Origin of the sequence: Cytobacillus sp. FSL W8-0315, assembly GCF_038002905.1 — a bacterium.
Classification (GTDB): Bacteria; Bacillota; Bacilli; order Bacillales; family Cytobacillaceae; genus Cytobacillus; species Cytobacillus pseudoceanisediminis.
Genome location: NZ_JBBOOC010000001.1, coordinates 3,094,027 through 3,114,617, shown reverse-complemented (window position 1 = coordinate 3,114,617; position 20,591 = coordinate 3,094,027). Strand labels below are relative to the sequence as shown.

Genomic DNA, 20,591 nt, shown 5'->3' with positions numbered 1-20,591 from the left:
CTTTTCCTATCTAGGAGATAAATTGATCTTTCAGTACCGGGCTTGTAAAGTTCTCGAGATGTTTAACTCTTCCGCTGTACACTTCTTTGTACTCCAATAATCCGAGTTCTTTCCAAAGTGCCTCTCTCATCTCATTTGCCTCTGCCGGGCTGATTGTTTGCAGTTCTTCACTTACACTGATGCCGGCAATCATTCCTGTTAAAAGCAACGCACCCTGAGTGCTAATGCCAGCCGCATTCCCAGCTATGAATACATCCTCCCTGTCGGTTTGGAATGTATTACTATATTGCGGGACCCAGCCGCCCAGCTCCTCTTGAAAGCCAAAGGAACACCCCAGCTGGTAAAAAACATCCAGTATGGGCATCCTGCCTCCATCCATGCAAATGAGGTCCACATTCAGGGTAATGACTTCGTCTGGCATCTCAATATCAATCTGTTCCACCTGCCCATTTCCTCTTGCTTCTTTTATAAAACTATTAAAATAAAAAGGAATTCCATTCCGTAACAGTTCACTTACTTTTTCCTGCTCTTTTGCTGAAGCTTCACTTTGTTTTTCTATGATCGCTTTCACCCGAGTGCCGACAGCCATTAGCTGCATTGCCGTTTCCATGGCAAAATCACTTGAGCCCACAATAACAGCTTCTCTCCCAGGCAACACAAAATCACGATTGATCAATATCTGTGCAGCACCGATTGTCATAATCCCCGGCATTGTCCATTTTGGAAATGCCACAGCCTTTTCAGCCGCTCCGGAAGCCACAATAATCTTTTTTGCTTTTATAGGGAATACATTTTCTTCATCGGTAATTCCGGCACTTCCATCTGCGTAAAATCCAACCGCACGGTGTTTCAGGAGCGGCCTCACATTAAAATCCTTAATCTGCTCGATTAGTTTATTTGCCAATTCAAAGCCACGCATGGGTTCATATACAGAAGGAAGCGGACGCATCTCTTGAGTCTGCTGGTTAAGCTGCCCGCCGAGTTTGGAAGCTTCGTCAACTATTGTTACATCCAGTCCCCTTGATGCCGTCTCAATTGCTGCTGATAGACCTGCAGGACCGCCTCCAATGATCAGTACATCAGTCTTCATCAAACTCCCTCCTTACCTCGGGGTCATCCATATTCGGGTATATTCGCATGCCTTCTTCAACTTCTGTCATGCAGCTCCGTACATGATCCTCACCATCAATCGTCATATAGCAGCTGCAGCATCTCCCGCGCGAGCAGAATAATCCTCTGGATTGGACCAGCTTTCTGCTGACACCCAATTTTTTAATTCCATTTGCCATTAAGGCGGCAGCGACCGATTGCTGCGTATAGGCCTGATATGGCTGATCATTGAAATAAATGGTTACAGGCTTGAGAAGCTGCCTGCTTAGAACGGGATGTTTCTCAATGTGCATAAAGACCTCTCCTATCTAATTTTTCGAGGAAAACACTTTCCCTACACCAAGCACTCTTTCAATTACAAGCATTAATACAACAGTGAATAGAATCATAATGCTTGATACGGATGTAATAATCGGATCATATTGATATTGCATGTATGTGTAGATCCGCACTGGCAGTGTCACAACGTCAGTGCTGACAATGAATAAAGCAACTGTTAAATCATCAAATGAAGTAATAAAGGCAAAAATGGCGCCTGCTATCACGCCTGATTTAATGATTGGCAGTGTGATTTGAAAGAAGACTTTCATCGGTCCTGCACCAAGGTTCAGGGCCGCTTGTTCGATAGAACGGTCAAAGCCTACAAGGCTTGCAACAACCAGGCGCATCACAAATGGAACCGTTAAGATGATGTGACCCAAAATCAATGCAAGCGGGCTCGCAGCTAAGCCAATCCATGAGTAAAACTGCAAGAGAGCCACACCAAACACAACAGATGGAATCAAGAGAGGCGAACCCACTAATTGAACAATCGCTGTCTTCCCTTTAAATTGGCGCCGGACGACCGCAAGTGAAGCCAAAGTGCCAATGGCGGTGGAAATAATGGCGGTTCCGAACGCCACAATAATGCTCAGTGTAAAGGACTGCATAAATTCCGGATGTTCAATTAATTCTGTGTACCATCTGAGGGTCAGGCCTTCTGGAGGGAATACAATGTATTCGGTAGTTGTTAAGGAAGAAAGCAATACAACCAAGATTGGCGCCAGAAGGAAAATATACACCAGTAAACAAGCAAAGTTAAAGAAATACTTGGGCAGCTTCCTGCTCATTGTATGGCCACTCCTTTCTCAGACCTGGCAAGGATTTTGCTGTATGCGATGATGGTAATGGTGGCAATCAGGATTAGCAGGAAGCCAATTGCGCCTCCATACGGCCAGTTCAGCATGACAGCTACCTGTTCATACGTTAAATAGGACATAACCTTCACCTGCGGGCCGCCAAGAATAGCCGGTGTAACAAATGAGCTGACACTTAAGCTGAACACCATAACAGAACCGGCGAAAACGCCTGGCAAGGTTAACGGCAGCAAAATGGAAAAGAAAGTTCTGAAGGAGCTGGCCCCAAGATTCTGCGAGGCTCTGATGACAGAAGGGTCTATTTTTTCAAGAGATCCCATGATGCTCAGCACCATGTACGGGAAAAGAACATGCACCATCCCGATGACCACACTCAGTTCGGTATATAAGAGGGTTAAAGGCTGATCAATCCAGCCCAGCTTTAATAGAGTATTATTAACAACACCATTGTTGGATAAAAGAATCACCCAGCCGTAGCAGCGTATAACCATGCTGATCAGAAGCGGGGAAAGCACAAGAAGGGTTAAATAATTCCTGGTTCTTCCTTTTGCTCTGGAAATCTGAAAAGCTACGGGATAAGAAATGATGATGGTAATCAAAGTCGTTAAAAGAGCAATTTTCACAGTGCGCCAGACCACTCCAAGGTAAAAAGGATCTGACATGAACTTGATGTAGTTCTGAAGTGTCCACTCATTTCCCACTCCGGTGCTTGCATCAAAATTTTTAAAGCTTGTAATAAATAAGAAAAACAATGGCAGCAAAAAGAAGAAAATGAAGATCCCCAGCGTCGGAAGTAAAAGCAGCCACGTATCAAGCCGTTTTTTATTCAAATTCTTTTTCTTTTGCTGAAGCAATAAGTCATGTTCCGTTCCGATTCCGGCTTGCATGTGAGTCACCTCGCCATTCTGGAAGGCAGCAGGTCTTCAGGGTTCCAATACGTGTAGACACTGTTTCCTTCTTTAATTTCGGTGGGATTTAAAACAGTATTGGAAATATCTGCAATCAGATGCCGGTCATGTACCTTCAGAATGTACCGTGTCTTGGCTCCGAGGAACATTTTCCTTTCCACCTTGGTTTGAAAAGCCTCATTTCTATCATTTGATTGTGCTAAGGCGATTTGGATTTTTTCCGGCCGTATGAAAAAGTGAACTTCGGAATTCTTTACAGATGGAACTGAAACGATCTGTTCATTCCCAAAAAAGTGCATTTTGCATTTCTTATTTTCATAGGTTTCCAGGACTTTCCCCTGAATGTGGTTGACTTCCCCTATGAACTGAGACACGAAATCAGTCTTTGGATGGTTATATATAGATGCCGGATCATCTACCTGTTCAATCCGGCCCTCATACATGACCGCGATTCGGTCCGATATGGCCAATGCTTCCTCCTGGTCATGTGTGACAAATATCGTTGTAATCCCCACCTGCTTTTGGATATCCACTATTTCTTCACGCATTTCCTGGCGCAGCTTTGCATCAAGATTGCTGAGTGGTTCATCAAGGAGTAGCACCTTCGGTTTAATGACCAGGGCCCTTGCCAATGAAACACGCTGCTGCTGTCCCCCGGATAATTCCTTTGGATAGCGTTTTTCATAGCCAGCCAGACGTACCATTTCCAATGCTTCCAGAACCCTTTTGTTTATTTCATTTTTTGGCACTTTACGCAGCTTAAGTCCATAGGCGACATTATCAAGAACCGTCATGTGCGGAAACAAAGCATAATTTTGGAACACCATGCCCATTTCTCTTTTATTGGGAGGAAGCAGGTGAACGGGTTTGCCGTCCACCTCAATCTTCCCGCCATCCACCTCCAGAAATCCGGCGATCATATTCAGTGTTGTCGTTTTTCCGCAGCCCGAAGGTCCCAAAAAGGAGACCAGTTCCCCTTTTTGGATGCCAAGGCTGAGCTTTTTAACCACTTCTGTTTTATTAAATGTCTTGACCACGTTTTCCAGGCTTAAGTAACTCATTCGTTTCCCCTCTCTTTTAATGGGCTACTTCGATTTCTTTATTGGCCCGTTCTGTCCACTCTGCTCGTTTTGCATTTACAGCTTCCCAGTCGACTTTGATCAATTTGGCAATCTCCTCTTCCCCATAAGCCACTTTATCGACAATGTCACCTTCAAGCTTTACATTCTTATTAACAGGGCCGTCAAACAAGGAGTTCGCAAATAGAAGCTGAGCTTCTTCATCCAGAACAAAATTGACAAATTCCTGTGCAAGATCCCCGTTTGGAGCATCCTTCACCACACTGACGGTTGCCATCAACGCTGGAGCCCCTTCTTCCGGAATGACATACTCAATCGGGAATCCGCTATCCTGAAGGGTAAATACCCGGCTGCTTCCCCATGCACTTGCGACTGTCTGCCCTTGAAGGAAGTAATTTGAAACGTCAGCTGTTTTATCAAAAGTGATCGCGTTTTTGGCAATTTCCTTCATCTTTTCAAAGCCTGGTTCAATGTTTTCTTCATCTCCGCCATTGGCAATCGCCGTCATGAGCAGGAAATGAACCCCATACGTATTGGCAATGGAAGGGAGTACGAGTTTTCCTTTAAACTTCGGGTCGGCCAAATCATTCCAGGAAGTCGGCGGTTCCCAGCCATTCTGTTCGAAGACATCCTTGTTATAAGCCAAGCCGGTTGAGATGATTCCGAATCCAACGCCGACATTATCCTTGTCTTTTGCAATATCATAGACATTTGCCAGATTCGTAACAACACTCTCATCCAATGGCGCCAGCAATCCAAACGCCTTTGCCTGAGCTTGAGGACCATCATCAAGGAAAGCTACATCAATCTGAGGATTATCCTTTTGAGCCTGAAGCTTAGATAAGGTATCAACAGAGCTTCCCGTAATATATTTCACCTTTACGCCATGCTCTTTCTCAAACTTTGGGATCAAGTCCTCCTTCATTTTTTGCTCATAGCTTCCTCCATAAGCCGCTAATACAAGTGTCTTTTCATCACTTTTTCCTGATCCTTCATCTGCAGAGCTTCCAGTTTGGCCGCTGCATCCTGCAGCCGTGACAAGCAATAAACAAAGCAATACAATTAAATAAGCTTTCTTTTTCAACTCATTTCCCCCTCGTTTATTTTTGCTTTTGTGAACTTAAGGAGCTGTTCTAAGATGAAGACTTGATAAAAGCGATACCCCCTTTTAAATTTGGATCAATCTATTTAAAGAGATTGATTTATATATAAAATATAAAGATATAATATTATAACTTTATATCTTTTATATTTATAAAATGTCCTTTTGTATTTCAGCATTTTTTTACAATTGAACCTCTGTATAATAAACCTCTTTATCACTGCGGATATAGAATTTAGAGAACTCAATGATGTCTTCTTGCTTTGTGTATGTAGTACGCTCCCACTCAAATACTGGGGTCCCCGGTTCCACATGAAGCAGCTTAGCCTGATGATCAGGAAGAATATATGGCCGGATAAATACCCTGGCTCGTTTTAGTGCTATATGGAATCTATTTTTTAAGATGTTAAAAATTAAGTCGTTATTGATCATTTCAGGTGTAAGCCCCTGACATTTATCCGCCGGAAGATAGGTATATTCCAATGCAAGAGGATCATTGTTTTCCACTTTTAATCTCTCAATTTTGATCACCTCATCCTCAGGATCAATCCGTAACTTCTGGGCAATTTCAGAACCTGCTGTTTCATATTTAAAGCTGAGCATTTCATGCGGATGTTCCTGTTCCGCACCGGAAAGCGAAATGATGGAATTAAGGTCCTGCTCTTTTGCAGATCCGGATACAAAGGTTCCCTTGCCTCGCTGTCTGAAGAGATAACCTTTATTCACAAGCTCAATCACAGCTCTTTTAACAGTAATGGTGCTGACATCGAATCGATCGGACAGCTCCTGCTCAGTCGGCAGCTGGCTCCCCACCTCCCATTGGCCTGAAATGATCTTCTCTTCCAGAATCTGCTCTACTTGTCTATAAAGAGGTATATGTAGACTCTTATCTATCTGCATTTATGTATCTCCCTTGAAATAATATAATGTTATAACTTTATATTATTTTATAATTTATCTGTTTTTTAGATAGTTGTCAATATTTTTTGAAAATTAAATATTTAGAACGAGTATTTAATTTAAACAGCATTGTTCAGTTCAATCTTACTGGAATCTGATTAATCCAGTTTTAAAAATTTCCTTGTTTCGACGCTCTTCCTTATGATTAACGCCCCTTCTGATGGCTGGCTCCGGGGTTTCGTCGTTATTCCCTTTGATTAACTCCCATTTTGTTGGCTTGCTATGGGAATTCGTCGTTATTCCCTTTGGTTAACTCTCAGTTTGTTGGCTGCCTCTGGGATTTCGGCTTTATTCCGTTTGATTAACTCCCATTTCGACGGCTGGTTCTGGGATTTCGTCGTTATTCCCTTTGATTAACTCCCATTTTGTTGGCTTGCTATGGGAATTCGTCGTTATTCCCTTTGGTTAACTCTCAGTTTGTTGGCTGCCTCTGGGATTTCGGCTTTATTCCGTTTGATTAACTCCCATTTCGACGGCTGGTTCTGGGATTTCGGCTTTATTATAGAAGATGACTTCTCCTTTGCCACCTGATGAATACGGAATTTATGGGCTTTATGAATTTTGGGCTTCATAAGCTCTCTATGGCGACCATTTCCTCGGCACCTCATCCGTTTTGGGCTTCATGAGCACTACATGACGACCATTTTCTTATCACTCCACCTATTTTGGGCTTCATGAGCACTACATGGCTACCATTTCCTCGGCACCTCATCCGTTTTGGGCTTCATAAGCTCGCCATGGCGACCTTTTCCTCCACTCTCCAATCATTTCGGGCTTCATGAGCACTACATGGCTACCATTTCCTCATCACTCCATCCATTTTGGGCTTCATAAGCCCTCCATGAAACCTATTTTCCTGACTGTCCACCAACTTTGCCCGTCATGCACAACCAAAACTGGCTACCTTTACCCCAGTAAAATCTTAGTAAAATTTCATTGCCGCACCCCACCCCACCGAAGAACTCCAAAAAAATAAGGCTGCCGAATCATTTCAGCAGCCTCTAATCCAATTTATTATTTCAATGCTTCATACTGTTTCAGTACTTCTATAGCAAGCTCGCTTGAATCTTCAAGTCCGCATATTTCTTTCAGCACGTTTGGCACTCCGTTTTCTTGAATCATCTCCTGTAGCTTTACTGCTTCCTCGTCTTCCCTGTTATCAAACATTAGTGCCGCAGCAATGGCTTTAGCCAGGTTTGTGTAAGATAAGCCTGCTTTTTGTGCCTGCAGGGCCGGACGAACCAGTCTGTCTTCAGGGCCAAGCTTCCTAATCGGCGAGCGTCCTACTCGTGTAACACCGTCATTCAGGTGGGCATTTTGGAACCGGCCGATAATTTTATCAATATACTTCTGATGGTCCTCCGGATTCAGATTATATCGATTAATCAAATAGGCACCTGTTTCTCGGAGTGTTGCCTGAACCTGCTTATAAATTTCTTCATCTGCAAGTGTCTGGTCGATGGTTTCTTTTCCGCCCAGGTATCCGAAATAAGCAATAACGGCATGTCCTGTGTTAACCGTGAACAGCTTTCTTTCGATAAATGGAGCAAGCTCCGGAACAATTTTCATTCCTTCGATATGCGGAATATCTTCAGTCACCTCCACCACCCATTCATGGTACGGTTCAACAAGAACATCCAGTGATCCCTGATTGTTCTGGATTGGGACAATTCGGTCTACGGCGGAGTTTAAGAAAGATACACCCGCCAGATTTACATCTCTGTCAAGATGCTCCATAATGTAGCCTTTTAAAAGGTCAGTCGCAGAGATCTGGTTTTCACATGCAATGACATAAAGCTTTTCGTTATTTCCTGCAGCTGCTCTTGCAGCCAGGCCTTTTGCAATTAATGGGGCAATCCGCGGAAGGATGTTAGGGCCAATCGCTGTTGTTAAGAAGTCAGCCTGCTTAATGGCCTCTATCACTTCATTCTCCTGTTTTAGATTATTCAATCCTGAAACATTTTCAATTATCATGGATTCCTGTTCATCTGCAGCCAGCAGCACTTGATAATGCTTTTCTTCGTTCAGCTGATTAATGATTTCGTCGGCAATATCAACAAAAGTTACATGGTAGCCTGACTGTGAAAATAGGGCTCCGATAAAACCTCTTCCTATGTTCCCTGCTCCAAAATGCACTGCTTGTTTCATCAAATCATTCCTTTACTGATTTATTTTAAAATGGGACTGCAGGTATTCTGTAAAAATCGATTCCAGCTTCTTGTAAATCATGTCTTCATTGGCTGAAGAAAAAATTAGAATCGCTTCCTCTGTCTCAATGATATTTGTGCTGATTAAGCTTAATATCTCCTGCTCTCTTCTGCTTAGCTCGAACGGTGCCAGCATGAGCAGAAGGTTTTTTAGAATAACATCTCTCCCGTCCATCCCCTTTACCATGCATGGCTCAGGGAGGTGGGCAATCTGAAAAATAAGTTTATGGACATTTTTACTGCGGGCATGAAAGAGTGCCATATTGGTTTCAGGTATGCCAAGCCCGCCTTTTTGTTCCCGCTCCCTTAATGATTGCAGGACATCCTCAGCATTCGTCAGCAAATTATCTCCTTCGGCATTCCCAAGCATTTTCTTAAGAATCTGCTCCTGGCTTTCTCCTCCATCCATCCGGTAAAAACGAAAGTTATGAACAAGAGACTCGATGCTCTCCTGGATATCTCTTACTTCCTCAAGCATTGCGGATAATGAAAGGTTACTCTGTTCAGCCTGTTTGAACCCTTCCTCCGGCTGATATTCTTTTCCTTTTGTCAGGCTTTCAATATTGTTTTGCAAGTAGTTTTTTATGGTAAGAATATTTTCATCGCTTAAGAGCGGATTCACCAATATGTACTCAGCATTTATAAAAGGAAGTCTGACTGTAGAAAGGATTAAATCATATTCTTTCAGATCAGCACCCTCTGAAATTTCCTTCATCGACTTGATTTCGATCACATCGATTTCAGCTGCTTCTTTTTTCAGCCTGCTCTTTAGCATCTTGGATGTTCCGATGCCTGTCGGACAAATGACAAGCGCCTTAATGGAAAGATTCTCTTCCTGCATGACCAGGGCTGAGCCAAAATGAAGGACGATGAACGCGATCTCGTCATCGGAAAATTGATCAATATCAGTAAATTCCTCTTCAAGACTTTTTTTTACAGCCATGAACAGAACCGGATATTTACGCATAATTTCTTCTTTAAGCGGGTTATAGGATTCCATATTCTGTTTCATGCGGAATATGGATGGCTCCATGTGGGCCAGCAGTCCCTGAAATAAGGAAAAATCCCTGGTCAAATCCACATGCAGCTGTTCCGAAACAGATTTAATCACGTTCTTGATCATTTGGGCGAGCAGAATGCTGTCATATGGAAAAGCCTCGGCTCCGCTTAATTTGGTCCCTTTAAGTATTCGTGCGAGGTATAGGATATCCCCTTCTGAAAAACTGCAGTCAAATTTTTGTTCCAGCTTGCTTGTTATCTGCTGCATCAAACCGTATTCAACAATAACTTCCTTTTCAGGAAGGGTATCATTCTGATCCACAAAAAGCTGTTTTAGGGTCCTCTGCAGAGAAATGCTTACATGCAGCACAACCTCCAGGTATCCGCTATCAGCAAACCTGGCAGGTGCACCAGAAAAAACAGTCTGAACAATGCTGTTCACTTGGAAAAAATTATCCGGTTCAAAGTAATGAAGAATCCTTTCTTCACCAAGCTTTCCTTTTTCCAGCAAAAATAGTTTCTCAATTAATTCTTCATGAAAATATTGAAGGAAAAAATGCGCAAGCGCTCTTCGTTTGTTGGCTTCTGATCCGTGAAGCTCTACACCGACTCCCCGTTTTCTCGTCAGCTGCACCTGGAATACAGATAGCCATTCAGCAAGTTCATCCAGATAGGCTGATAGGGTTGCCGTGCTGATGCCGAGGTAGCTTGCCAGAACCTGAGTCTTGTATAAGTCTTCTTCAAGAATGGCTATAAGAAGGCGCAGCTTCTTTTCCTGAGGAGGCTGGTCGATCGGTTCACTGCTGGTCAAATGCTGGATCAGCCGGAAAATCTGCTCATTTTTCCCTTCAATCGCAAGGCCCTGGTTTATATTGCGGGTTAACTTTAATTCGAACTCACTGACGATTTTCTCAACTGCCTTTAAATCCCTCTGAATCGTCCTCGCACTGACATTTAACGAAGAGGCAATCGACAATGCCGTGTGTTTACCCGATGTTTTTATAATCAATTCAATAATGGCTTTTTCCCTCGATGTAATATACATGAGATCAGCTCATTTCTAAAATTAGTGACAAAAACACTGAATAGAAAAGCGCAGAATGACGCTTTTCTATTCGGAAATAGCTTTAGTTTTATTTTTTGCCGATAATATCCATAATGGTCTGGACAGATTCAGCCGCAGCCAATTTTTCAATATTATCCATGTCAGAACATGTTACCGCGATTCCTGACAGGATTTCAAGATGTGTGCCGTCTTTGCCTGCAATTCCGAAGATCAGACGGACCTTTTGGCCATCGAAATCAACACCATTTGGCACCTGGATAACTGTAAAGCCGGATTTGATCACAGCTTTTTTGGCTTCTTCGGTTCCATGCGGGATCGCTACATCATTTCCCATGTATGTGGAAGTGATATTATCACGTTCAATCATGGCTTCAATATAGCTTTCTTCCACATAGCCTGCATCGACAAGCACTCTTCCTGCAAAGCGGATCGCTTCTTCCTTATCAGCAAACTCCTTGTTCAGGAAAATATTTTCCGGACGCAATAAATCGTCATCATGAGCCATTTCTTCATCCACGATGTCAGGAACATTTTCTTCAGCATCTTCAACGATTTCGTGCAGTTCCGAGTTAGCCGGGAACTGAAGTGCGCTGATCAGCTTATCATACTCCGGACTTGACAGGAAGTTATCAACCGATACATGAAATGCATTCGGCACTTTCTGGCGTGCCCTTGGTGTCAGTTCTTCCTGTGTAATGACGATTTCAGCATCTGATGGGAGATTGGAAATCGCTGTATTCGTAACAGCAATGTCCATGCCCGCCTCCTTCACCTTTTTGCGGAGAAGTGATGCACCCATGGCACTTGAGCCCATTCCTGCATCACAGGCAAAATAGATTTTGGATACATAATCGGGCATTGCAGCCTGACCGCCTTCAAACACGTTGGATACAGAGCTTTTCTTGCCTTTCATTTCCTGCATCTTTTTCGCAGCTTCTTCAATATCTTCTTCACCCTGCTTGCCTGTTTTCATAATAAATGCAGACACGATGAATGAAACAGCAGCAGCCACAAGAACACCTGCGAAGTTTGCAATATACGCACTTGCATGATGAGGCGTCACAGCCGTGATGGCGATAATGCTGCCCGGTGAAGAAGGAGCGAATAATCCGCCGCCTAAAAGAACCAGTGTGAACACACCGCTCATTCCGCCCAGGATGACAGCAATAATGAGCATAGGACGCATTAAGATGTACGGGAAATAAATTTCATGAATCCCGCCGAAGAAGTGAATGATTCCGGCACCAGGAGCAGATTTCTTTGCATTGCCTTTTCCAAAGAACATATAAGCAAGCAGGACACCAATACCAGGTCCAGGGTTTGCTTCAAGCAGGAACAGGATGGATTGTCCTGTTTCTTTTACCTGTTCAACGCCGATTGGCGAAAGAACACCATGGTTGATGGCATTGTTCAAGAATAATACTTTTGCAGGTTCAATTAAGATGCTTGTCAGCGGCAGAAGTCCTGTGCCAATCAGCCAGTCAACTCCAGCTACAAGCCAGCCGGTAAATACATCAACAGCAGGACCCACTCCCAGGAATGCAAGGATGGCAACAATTGCACCAAGAATTCCTGCAGAGAAGTTGTTCACGAGCATTTCGAAGCCTGCACGCACCCTGCCTTCGATCATCTGGTCGAACTTCTTAATCACATAGCCGCCAAGAGGACCAATAACCATGGCGCCTAGGAACATAGGAATTTCCGCGCCTGCGATGACCCCCATAGTCGCGATGGCACCAACAACGGCACCGCGCTGATCATGTACAAGCTTCCCTCCGGTATAACCAATTAGAAGCGGAAGCAAGTACTTAACCATTGGATCGACCATTTTGGCAAGGCTTTCATTTGGGAAGAACCCAGTAGGTATAAATAAAGCTGTAATAAGACCCCATGCTATAAAAGCAGAGATATTCGGCATAACCATAGAGCTCAGAAAATTACCGAACTTCTGTACAGCTACTTTTAGATTAGATTGAGCCATGTACACTCATCCTTTCAAAATATAGTACTTTATTATTAATGGTAAAGTACAAATGGGCTATACTCAACAAAGGAGAAACCTAACTTTGTCGCGCCATGGGTGACAAAACTGCGGTTTCTCATTTAGCAGCTGACTGTTCCTGATTCCAGTCCCTTCGCTTACTGGTCCACATCTATAGTCGTACTGGCCATAACGGGTTTGCCGCTGATACTTCGACTAGTGCCAAAAAAGTCCAGGATTATTTATCTTTTTTTAGAGTAAAATTTGCTAAAAAAGAAGAGGTATTCAGCGTCTTCCCAGAAGAAATTTTTCATTCATTAAACTTATAGCTGTTGAAATTTAAAATCTGAACATTCACCTGAATGTCAGTAAGAGAGTTTTCATCCAAATAAAAATTACCATGTTTTTTTAATTCCGCAAATTTCTCTGGACGCATACGAAACCATTTCTCACCGGCATTAAGATAGTCAATTTTTCTTTCTACCCCATCCAAATAAAGGGATCGCAGTTTTGTTTTTATTTTCTCTTCCACCAAGCTTCTCAATCGATCAGGAGAAATGTCCTCTACTCTTTCCAGTAAATCAGCACGTATGGATAAAACAATGGAGAATTTCGGGGAAGGGGCATTTTCCTCATACTTAAATTTCAGCTCCGGACTTTCCAGCTTTACGGCTGCAGCCAATTTACCATCTTCTTCGACTCTTTCATCTAAAGCTATATAATTTTCCATTATCCAGTTAAGAAATAAAGAATCCTCAAATGCAAGTTCCTTTATATATTTCTTGTTTTGAAAAACGGTATAACCATCAAAATATAATACCGGGTAATCCTTTTCTGCTTTCCAGCCTGATTTATTAATTTTAACGGAGGGCAGTTTCGCTGCATTCATCGGTTCATAATATTCCCGCAGAAACTTCATTAAAGGTACGGGCCGAATTTCATTTTGGGCAACCTCGTAAAAATCCTTTTTAAATAAAACAGTATATATAGCTGGATAATTAAACAGAGCATTAATATTAAAAACCTCTTCAATGGATTCTTCTGTTGTCACGATATGAAGTGTAGGACGAATAGAACGATTCCTCCCAACCTCCTCCACCACCTCCTTAAATTTGTGCTGAACGATCCGTTTGGAGATGACTAGAGTCTTTACATGGCCAAAGAATAAGGGAGGTTCGGATAATTTGTACAGCTTCCTTACAGCTAAATTTAACGTTTCCCCTTTCGCTGAAGCCACAAATATAGGGACTGGCTCAGCTGTCTTTCCGCCTTCCTGCTTAGCGACATTTAAAAAATTCAGCCCTTGGAGATAGACTGTATATTCATCTTTTTCTTCATCATAATCCATCCCGATTGATACAATATAGGTTAAATCCTGTATATTTTTGATGCCGGCACAACCTGAAAGCAAAATACAGGATGCGGCAATCATCAGTATTACGTTCCTTGCCATTATTTATCCCCCCTCGTTGGATCTTCAGGGCTAGTTGCCGAGGCACGGGATTTATAAAATTGCACAGGCAGCATCAGAAATGCCTTTACACTTTCCCTCCAGCTTATTGGGGCTATGGATGAAAGATAAGGAACGCCAAACGAAGATAGTGTCGATAAATATAAAACAGTGAGAATATAGCATACGATAACACCGAACAAGCCTAAAAAAGTACTCACGATGATAACGATAAATCTAACAATGGTAATGGCGGAACTAAGGGACTGATTCACTAGGGTAAAAGACGAAATATACGTAATGGCCGAAACCACGAGCATGGTTGGAGAGGTTAATCCGGCCCTTATGGCGGCATCACCGACAATTAAACCGCCCAATACTGCCACTGTCTGTCCAATGGCTCTAGGCAGCCTGATTCCAGCTTCATTAAAAAGCTCAAACAAAAGAAGTATGATAAACATTTCAATCGGCGCACTCAAAGGCAGGCCAAATCGGGACACGGAGATAGTGGCAACCATCAGGTAAGGAATCTGTTCAATATTAAAGGCGGAAAATGCAATCCATACCCCTGGAAGGAAACCGGATACCGTTATCCCAATCATCCTGATGATTCTTTCCAGACTTACAAACGCATAATTGATGTAATGGTCTTCAGGTGATTTAGTCTGCAGCAATAAACTGACCGGGGCAAAGGTAACGGTGGGGTTTCCTTCCACCAGAATGGCAAACCGGCCCTGATTCAGTGCCTGAACGATAAAATCCGGACGGCCTGTATAATCAAGACTGGGGAATATCGAAAAAGGGCGGTCCCTTATTAAGGAGTCGAGTTCATGGATACTGGTCAAGATATCGAGCTCAACCTTCCCCATTCGTTTGTGGATTTCCTGCAGAACACGCTGATCAATAATATCTTCTATATACATGAGTGCCACTTTCGTTTTGCTCCGTTTTCCAATGGTATATTTTTCAACACATAAAGTGCTGGTATTGAGCCTTCTGCGTATTAAAGATATGTTTGTTTGCAGATCTTCAACAAACCCATCCTTTGGGCCTCTAATGGAAGTCTCAAGTGCAGACTCTTCAGGCTGCCGTTTTGGAAGGTTTGCTGCTTTTATACTCAACAAGTGCTGATCAGCCAGGAACAGGAAATTCCCCTCAAAAAGCAATAAAGACAAGTCATCAATTGATTTTTCCGTTACCAGGTCAGCTTGGAATAAAGTCCTGAGCTTATCTTTTGCAGTTCCGTCCTTTTCAGCAGCAAGCTTTGGCAAGATATATTGATCCAAATATTTGGTATCGGCCAAAGTATCGAAATAGAAAATTTCCAACTCATCTTTTTCAGCAGCATGGACATTGCTTACAAAATCCCCGCTTTTGGAAAACTGCTGTTTTAACTTCTCTGCTTTTATGCAGCCATTCTCTGTCTCTTTATGTTGAGGATTGGACTTTGGAATTCTTGTTCTTGCCATGGTTTTCATCCCTTTTCTTCAAAACTAATATAATCAAAGCTGACAAAAGGATATACAACAGAAAAAACACCATGCTGACCGGCAGATAATACTTATAGATAACCTGATAAAAGGTATAAGTTTCAATCTTTATACTCATTAGCCCAAACAAGATGAGGTATAAAGAAAAGACCAACTTCGGATTTAATCGATAATGTTTCTTTTTAGCTGGAAAAAATGCGCCTGCTAAATACATAAATAATCCGATTCTGATCAATGCCCCGCTTAGCCACTGATATAAAGCGAGAAAGTCCAGATGAGAGATATACTCTCCAATGCTTAATACCCTCCATTGTTCATGGGCAGGGTAAAGAAATTTAGTCGCTTCTTCAGGTCCAAATTCCATGATCGAGGCTGTGAGCGGCCCTAAAATTAATCCTGCCAGAAGCGTCAAAAGAATAACAAGATGCTTAAACTTAAATGCTTGTTGTGAATACGGCTGCAGTAATATGATGATATAAACCTCAAACAATCCCGAAAGAGTATAGAGAATACCATACATGAGCGGCTCTGCTCCGTCTGCAAGCAGCGGGAACAATAGGCCGGGGTCCTTCAATCTGGTATTTGTAACGGAAATGAATACGCCGTAAAGCATAACAAGCGGAAGCAGTATGCCGCTTGATATAGCCATATATTTCACACCGGAAAGTGTCATAATCATGCATACCAGTATTAAAATTATATTAATCATAAGGACAGAAGCATCTGCCAGAAAATACGCATTCAGCCAAATCATTAAATCCCTGAATGTTATATAGGAGCCCGTAATTAAAAAAAGAATCACAGGAACCGATAAGAGCACGGAAAATGTCCGTCCGAGACGCTTTCTCACCATGAAAAAGAAGCCTTCATCAGATGAGTTTTTTAGTATGTAGTAAATAAGCCATATGAAAAACAGTGAAATCGGATAGGCTGCAATCACACTCAGCCAGCTATCTCTTCCGGCAGCTGTCAATAAATTAGGAATCAATATTACATGGTTTAGCAAGCCTGTTGACAGGATGATTAATAAATATAGTTGTTTGGGTATTAGAACCTTTACTAAATTCTTCATAAAATTCTCCAGCTTTAGATTTATTAAATATACTTACCAGACAAGAGTAATTTATGTAATGAGATTCTAATCCAAATTAAAGAGGGATGAAACGAAAGCGAATGTGCCCTGACCGCTTTTGTTTTATCCCTTTTCTTTTAATTTCCTTGCTGATGCTCTTCCTCAGCAGCCATGGCATCTGCTTTCGTCTGATGCACCGTCCCAAACGGATGCTGCGGCGGGGAATAGATAGAGTATAGCTTAAGAGGTTTGCTGCCTGTATTGATGACGTTATGGTATTTTCCTGCAGGGATGATGATGGCAAAATTGTCTGCTACTTTACGCTGGAAATCTAATTGATCCTTGCTATCTCCCATCTGGACGATTCCCTCCCCCTCTTCAATTCTTAAGAATTGATCAAGTTCAGGATGAATTTCCAGTCCGATATCCTCTCCTGCATTTATGCTCATCAATGTCAGCTGCAAATGCTCTCCTGTCCAAATCGCCGTCCGGAAAGTGTTATTTTGTTTTGTCGCTTCTTCAATATCAACGACAAATGGCTGAGGGCCATAATCGGTAATCCGGTCATTTAGTGTAACAAGGCGTGCTGCATTTTCCTGTTCCCCTGTCATAGCCCAAATGAACACATTTTGAACCTGAGGAAGCTGAGAAAGTGCGGAACCGCGCTGATTCTCCTGGAAGCCCTCCATTTCCAATTGATAAGCCCTCTGCAGGCCATCCCGATAATGATCAATGGATACTTCGCCAATTTGATACTCCGGCTGTGTTCCTGTTAAATTGTAATAAAGATTGCAAAAATGGGTTAAATGGACTTTCTTTCCTTCAATAGCCTGAATAATATTTTGTTTATGCTCTTCATTAGGGGCTTGTTCTGCAAGCTGCGTGTATAGCTCAAGTACCGAAGCTTCCCTTTTGACCCCTTCAAGGACCGTTTCACAAAGCTGCTGAAAATGATCCTGATTGCTTCTTAACATGTTGTCAGTATGGAATACAGGTGCATTTACTAAAGGGTAATATGGATAGGAATACGCATTAGGATGATACAATACATGTCATTCCCTTCACAGATTTATCAACACATCATATGCCCATAAAAAAAGAAGGTACGTTGATTTTTCAAGTTGGGCGGCTAATTAAAAAGAACCAGCCTTTTCCTTATATGAACTATACCCTAGATAGTGGACACTGATAAAAAAGTGCCCCTTTCTGGGGTTTTTTGTGTTTCAATAGTTTTAATGAATAAGGCGGAGGATTTTTTATGAGTAAGAATATCTATAATGAATTCCAAATGAAAGAGCTTGAAAAGAATCCTAATGTTTTGAGGGCTTCTGAGAGGTCAATCTCCTATAGTTCTGAATTTAAGATAAAAGCAGTGGCGGAGTACAAAAGTGGGAAAACACCATCGCAAATCTTTATTGAACAAGGCTTTGATCTCGAAATGATTGGCAAGGAACAGCCAAAACGTTGTCTTAAGCGTTGGAGAGAAACATTCGAAAGGTTCGGGGAGGAAGGTTTCCTTACGGAACGTCGAGGTAAAGGGAGCACTGGACGTCCTTCTTCTAAACAACTTTCCATTGAGGAGAAACTAAGGAAGGCTGAGGCAAGGATTAAATTCCTTGAGGCAGAGAATGACTTCTTAAAAAAGCTGGAAGAACTAGAAAGGCAGGCGTTGATGAAGAAACGATTCTAACGGCAGCTGAGAAGTTTTCTTTAATTGAGAAAACCATCAGAACATATCAGTTGAAAAAATCTGTTTCCTACCTGTGTGAACTGGCAGGCGTAAGTCGAAGTGGCTACTATGATTGGCTGAAGGCAGCACAATTACGGGCACAACGTGACGAGAAGGATCAATTGGATATAGAGTTAATTCGAGAAATATTCATAAGTAAAAAAGAAAAAGTAGGTGTCCTCAAGATCAAAATGATTATGGAGAATGATTATTCATCGGTAATGAACCACAAAAAGATTAGGCGTCTGATGGCAAAATATAATCTTGTAACAAAAGTAAGGAAAGCCAATCCTTATCGTAAAATGGCTAAGGCAACCCATGAGCATCGATCTTGTCCCAACCTCCTTAACCGAGAATTTAATCAAGAAGAACCAGGAAAAGTCCTGCTTACTGACATTACTTATCTCTATTTCGGAAAGGGACAAAAAGCATACTTATCCTGCGTAAAAGATGGAGCTACCAAAGAAAGGGCTTATCATCTATCCACTTCGTTAGAAATGGATATTGTATATAAGACGCTTAAAAAGTTAAAACAAGCTGTTGGCGATCATTTTCATCCAGAAGCCATACTGCACTCTGACCAAGGTTTCCACTATACCCATCCCCAATTCCAAAGCAAAGTAAAAGAACTTGGCTTAATACAATCGATGTCCCGAAAGGGAAACTGTTGGGATAACGCACCAATGGAAAGTTTCTTTGGGCACTTTAAGGATTTAGCAGAGTATAAATCATTAGATAATTTAGGAGATGTTAGAATAGAAGTGGATCGAGTGATTGAGGAATATAACCAGCATCGTTATCAATGGGGCTTAAATAAAATGACCCCGGAGCAAAACCGGGGCCATTTACTAGCCGCATAGGCGCTTTTTAAACTGTCCGTAAATCGGGGCACAGTTCAATAAGGAGAGACTGGTTCTTTTTGATTTTATTGTTTTTTAGGAATTTCACAGCCGTCATCATCACAGATCATACCGTCATGATCATTTAAAACAGTAATCTCATCCTCTGCAATAATCTTCTGCAGAGCCTGAACAAACATCTCAGTTGGCTGTGCTCCGTTAAGTGCATACTTTTTATTAATAAGGAAGAATGGAACCCCGGTGATGCGGTATTGCTGTGCCAGCTGCTCATCTGCACGGACTTCTTTTGCAAACTCATTGCCAGCAAGCATTTTTTCAGCTTCCTCTCGGTTCAGGCCAACTTCTTCGGCTAATTCTGCTAAAGCAGCATGATCCCCTATATGAATGGAATCTGTAAAATAAGCCCGGAGCAGCCTGTCAGTCATTTCTTTCATTAGTCCTTTCGCTTTGGCAAACATCGTCAGACGGTGAGCATCAAACGTGTTAGTGAGAACGACGGTATCAATGTTGAATTCAAGCCCGGCATTTCTCGCCATCTGCACCATGTTTTGCGTGTTGGCTTTCGCCTGTTCAATCGTCATCCCATATTTCTTGGATAACTTTTCGTACATATTATCCTTTATATCCCGTTCAGCAGTCGGGTCCAGTTCAAAGCAGCGATAAGTCACTTCAAATGGATGATTAATCTGTTTAATGGCATCCTCCAGATGCCTTTTGCCAATATAGCAAAACGGTCAAGCGAAGTCAGTCCACATTTCAATATGCATATAGTATTCCTCCAATACTGTATATTCCTCTTTAGTATAGTAGGTGCCATTTTATTTTACACGGAAAAAGCTTAAGGGGACGATTTGGGATTGACACCGGTATTAAGTTGTACATTGTCATTTTGCCCGTTATTGATTCTGAATAACTTCCAGAACGCCCTTTTCGTCGTTATTCATTACGATTAACTGCCATTTCTTTTGGAGAACTGCCCTTTTCGTCGTTATTCATTACGATTAACTGCCATTTCTTTTGGAGAACTGCCCTTTTCGTCGTTGTTCATTACGATTAACTACCATTTCTTACGGCGTTCAACTCTTTTCGTCGTTATTCATTTCGATTAACTACCATTCTTACGGCGCTAAACTCTTTTCGTCGTTATTCATTACGATTAACTACCATTCCTTTTGGAGCACAGCTTTTTCGTCGTTATCCATTCCGATTAACTACCATCCCTTATGGGGCACAGCCTTTTTCGTCGTTATTCATTACGATTAACTGCCATTTCTTTTGGAGAACTGCCCTTTTCGTCGTTGTTCATTACGATTAACTACCATTTCTTACGGCGTTCAACTCTTTTCTTCGTTATTCATTACGATTAACTACCATTCTTACGGCGCTAAACTCTTTTCGTCGTTATTCATTACGATTAACTACCATTCCTTTTGGAGCACAGC

16 protein-coding genes are annotated in these 20,591 nt (G+C 42.1%); 1 reads left to right on the top strand and 15 read right to left on the bottom strand.

All coding sequences use genetic code 11. From position 1 onward, the window contains the following. Positions 1-10 precede the first annotated feature (10 nt). The 14 genes from MKY20_RS15905 to MKY20_RS15840 all read right to left on the bottom strand — a co-directional run bounded on the left by MKY20_RS15905 (position 11) and on the right by MKY20_RS15840 (position 17,606). A complete protein-coding gene (locus MKY20_RS15905) occupies positions 11-1,090 on the bottom strand; it encodes an NAD(P)/FAD-dependent oxidoreductase (protein ID WP_341001952.1) in 1,080 nt (359 codons plus the stop codon). Continuing rightward, positions 1,080-1,403 carry a (2Fe-2S)-binding protein gene (locus MKY20_RS15900; protein WP_019383441.1) on the bottom strand — a complete coding sequence of 108 codons (324 nt, stop codon included), beginning with the start codon at positions 1,401-1,403 and terminating at the stop codon, positions 1,080-1,082. Before MKY20_RS15900 ends, MKY20_RS15905 begins: the two co-directional genes overlap by 11 nt. Before the next feature lie 15 nt (positions 1,404-1,418). After that, positions 1,419-2,219 (bottom strand): ABC transporter permease, encoded by an 801-nt coding sequence (locus MKY20_RS15895; RefSeq protein WP_192908697.1) that lies wholly within the window; start codon positions 2,217-2,219, stop codon positions 1,419-1,421. After that, positions 2,216-3,133, bottom strand: a complete 918-nt coding sequence (locus MKY20_RS15890) for an ABC transporter permease (protein WP_009334213.1) — start codon at positions 3,131-3,133, stop codon at positions 2,216-2,218. The genes MKY20_RS15895 and MKY20_RS15890 overlap by 4 nt, the downstream gene beginning before the upstream one ends. 5 nt (positions 3,134-3,138) lie before the next feature. Further along, entirely contained in the window at positions 3,139-4,215 is a 1,077-nt protein-coding gene (locus MKY20_RS15885) for an ABC transporter ATP-binding protein (RefSeq protein WP_341001950.1), read from the bottom strand. Positions 4,216-4,231: 16 nt separating this feature from the next. Beyond that, positions 4,232-5,317, bottom strand: coding sequence for an ABC transporter substrate-binding protein (locus MKY20_RS15880; RefSeq protein ID WP_009334211.1), 1,086 nt, complete (start codon positions 5,315-5,317; stop codon positions 4,232-4,234). A gap of 201 nt (positions 5,318-5,518) precedes the next feature. After that, complete coding sequence (locus MKY20_RS15875; RefSeq protein WP_009334210.1) at positions 5,519-6,235, bottom strand: GntR family transcriptional regulator; 717 nt, start codon at positions 6,233-6,235, stop codon at positions 5,519-5,521. A 1,074-nt stretch (positions 6,236-7,309) separates the two neighbouring features. Next, complete coding sequence (locus tag MKY20_RS15870; RefSeq protein ID WP_341001947.1) at positions 7,310-8,443, bottom strand: mannitol-1-phosphate 5-dehydrogenase; 1,134 nt, start codon at positions 8,441-8,443, stop codon at positions 7,310-7,312. A gap of 12 nt (positions 8,444-8,455) precedes the next feature. Continuing rightward, a complete protein-coding gene (locus MKY20_RS15865) occupies positions 8,456-10,546 on the bottom strand; it encodes a BglG family transcription antiterminator (RefSeq protein WP_341001945.1) in 2,091 nt (696 codons plus the stop codon). A gap of 88 nt (positions 10,547-10,634) precedes the next feature. Then, entirely contained in the window at positions 10,635-12,548 is a 1,914-nt protein-coding gene (locus tag MKY20_RS15860) for a PTS mannitol transporter subunit IICBA (protein ID WP_251265035.1), read from the bottom strand. A gap of 310 nt (positions 12,549-12,858) precedes the next feature. Further along, positions 12,859-14,001, bottom strand: coding sequence for a Ger(x)C family spore germination protein (locus tag MKY20_RS15855; protein ID WP_341001943.1), 1,143 nt, complete (start codon positions 13,999-14,001; stop codon positions 12,859-12,861). Further along, a complete protein-coding gene (locus tag MKY20_RS15850) occupies positions 14,001-15,467 on the bottom strand; it encodes a spore germination protein (protein WP_341001942.1) in 1,467 nt (488 codons plus the stop codon). The genes MKY20_RS15855 and MKY20_RS15850 overlap by 1 nt, the downstream gene beginning before the upstream one ends. Further along, positions 15,427-16,560, bottom strand: a complete 1,134-nt coding sequence (locus MKY20_RS15845) for an endospore germination permease (RefSeq protein WP_009334204.1) — start codon at positions 16,558-16,560, stop codon at positions 15,427-15,429. Before MKY20_RS15845 ends, MKY20_RS15850 begins: the two co-directional genes overlap by 41 nt. Positions 16,561-16,697: 137 nt before the next feature. Then, positions 16,698-17,606 (bottom strand): cupin domain-containing protein, encoded by a 909-nt coding sequence (locus MKY20_RS15840; RefSeq protein WP_341001940.1) that lies wholly within the window; start codon positions 17,604-17,606, stop codon positions 16,698-16,700. Positions 17,607-17,818: 212 nt separating this feature from the next. Between MKY20_RS15840 and MKY20_RS15835 the strand changes: the two genes are divergently transcribed. Continuing rightward, positions 17,819-19,149 (top strand): IS3 family transposase gene (locus MKY20_RS15835; protein WP_252244951.1). Its coding sequence is split into 2 segments (ribosomal slippage): positions 17,819-18,191 and positions 18,191-19,149, totalling 1,332 coding nucleotides; the frame shifts between segments, so codons are not numbered across the junction. 65 nt (positions 19,150-19,214) lie between these two features. Here the strand turns inward: MKY20_RS15835 and MKY20_RS15830 are convergent. Further along, the gene (locus tag MKY20_RS15830; protein WP_341003371.1) at positions 19,215-19,871 is read right to left on the bottom strand and encodes a DsbA family oxidoreductase; all 657 of its coding nucleotides are present in this window, start codon (positions 19,869-19,871) and stop codon (positions 19,215-19,217) included. Between the last annotated feature and the right edge of the window lie 720 nt (positions 19,872-20,591).

Excerpts from the sequence above, each read along its gene's own strand:
- MKY20_RS15865 (WP_341001945.1), bottom strand. The coding sequence starts at position 10,546 with ATGTATATTACATCGAGGGAAAAAGCCATTATTGAATTGATTATAAAA.
- MKY20_RS15860 (WP_251265035.1), bottom strand. The coding sequence starts at position 12,548 with ATGGCTCAATCTAATCTAAAAGTAGCTGTACAGAAGTTCGGTAATTTT.
- MKY20_RS15850 (WP_341001942.1), bottom strand. The coding sequence starts at position 15,467 with ATGGCAAGAACAAGAATTCCAAAGTCCAATCCTCAACATAAAGAGACA.
- MKY20_RS15845 (WP_009334204.1), bottom strand. The coding sequence starts at position 16,560 with ATGAAGAATTTAGTAAAGGTTCTAATACCCAAACAACTATATTTATTA.
- MKY20_RS15870 (WP_341001947.1), bottom strand. The coding sequence starts at position 8,443 with ATGAAACAAGCAGTGCATTTTGGAGCAGGGAACATAGGAAGAGGTTTT.
- MKY20_RS15905 (WP_341001952.1), bottom strand. The coding sequence starts at position 1,090 with ATGAAGACTGATGTACTGATCATTGGAGGCGGTCCTGCAGGTCTATCA.
- MKY20_RS15895 (WP_192908697.1), bottom strand. The coding sequence starts at position 2,219 with ATGAGCAGGAAGCTGCCCAAGTATTTCTTTAACTTTGCTTGTTTACTG.
- MKY20_RS15900 (WP_019383441.1), bottom strand. The coding sequence starts at position 1,403 with ATGCACATTGAGAAACATCCCGTTCTAAGCAGGCAGCTTCTCAAGCCT.
- MKY20_RS15885 (WP_341001950.1), bottom strand. The coding sequence starts at position 4,215 with ATGAGTTACTTAAGCCTGGAAAACGTGGTCAAGACATTTAATAAAACA.
- MKY20_RS15875 (WP_009334210.1), bottom strand. The coding sequence starts at position 6,235 with ATGCAGATAGATAAGAGTCTACATATACCTCTTTATAGACAAGTAGAG.
- MKY20_RS15855 (WP_341001943.1), bottom strand. The coding sequence starts at position 14,001 with ATGGCAAGGAACGTAATACTGATGATTGCCGCATCCTGTATTTTGCTT.
- MKY20_RS15890 (WP_009334213.1), bottom strand. The coding sequence starts at position 3,133 with ATGCAAGCCGGAATCGGAACGGAACATGACTTATTGCTTCAGCAAAAG.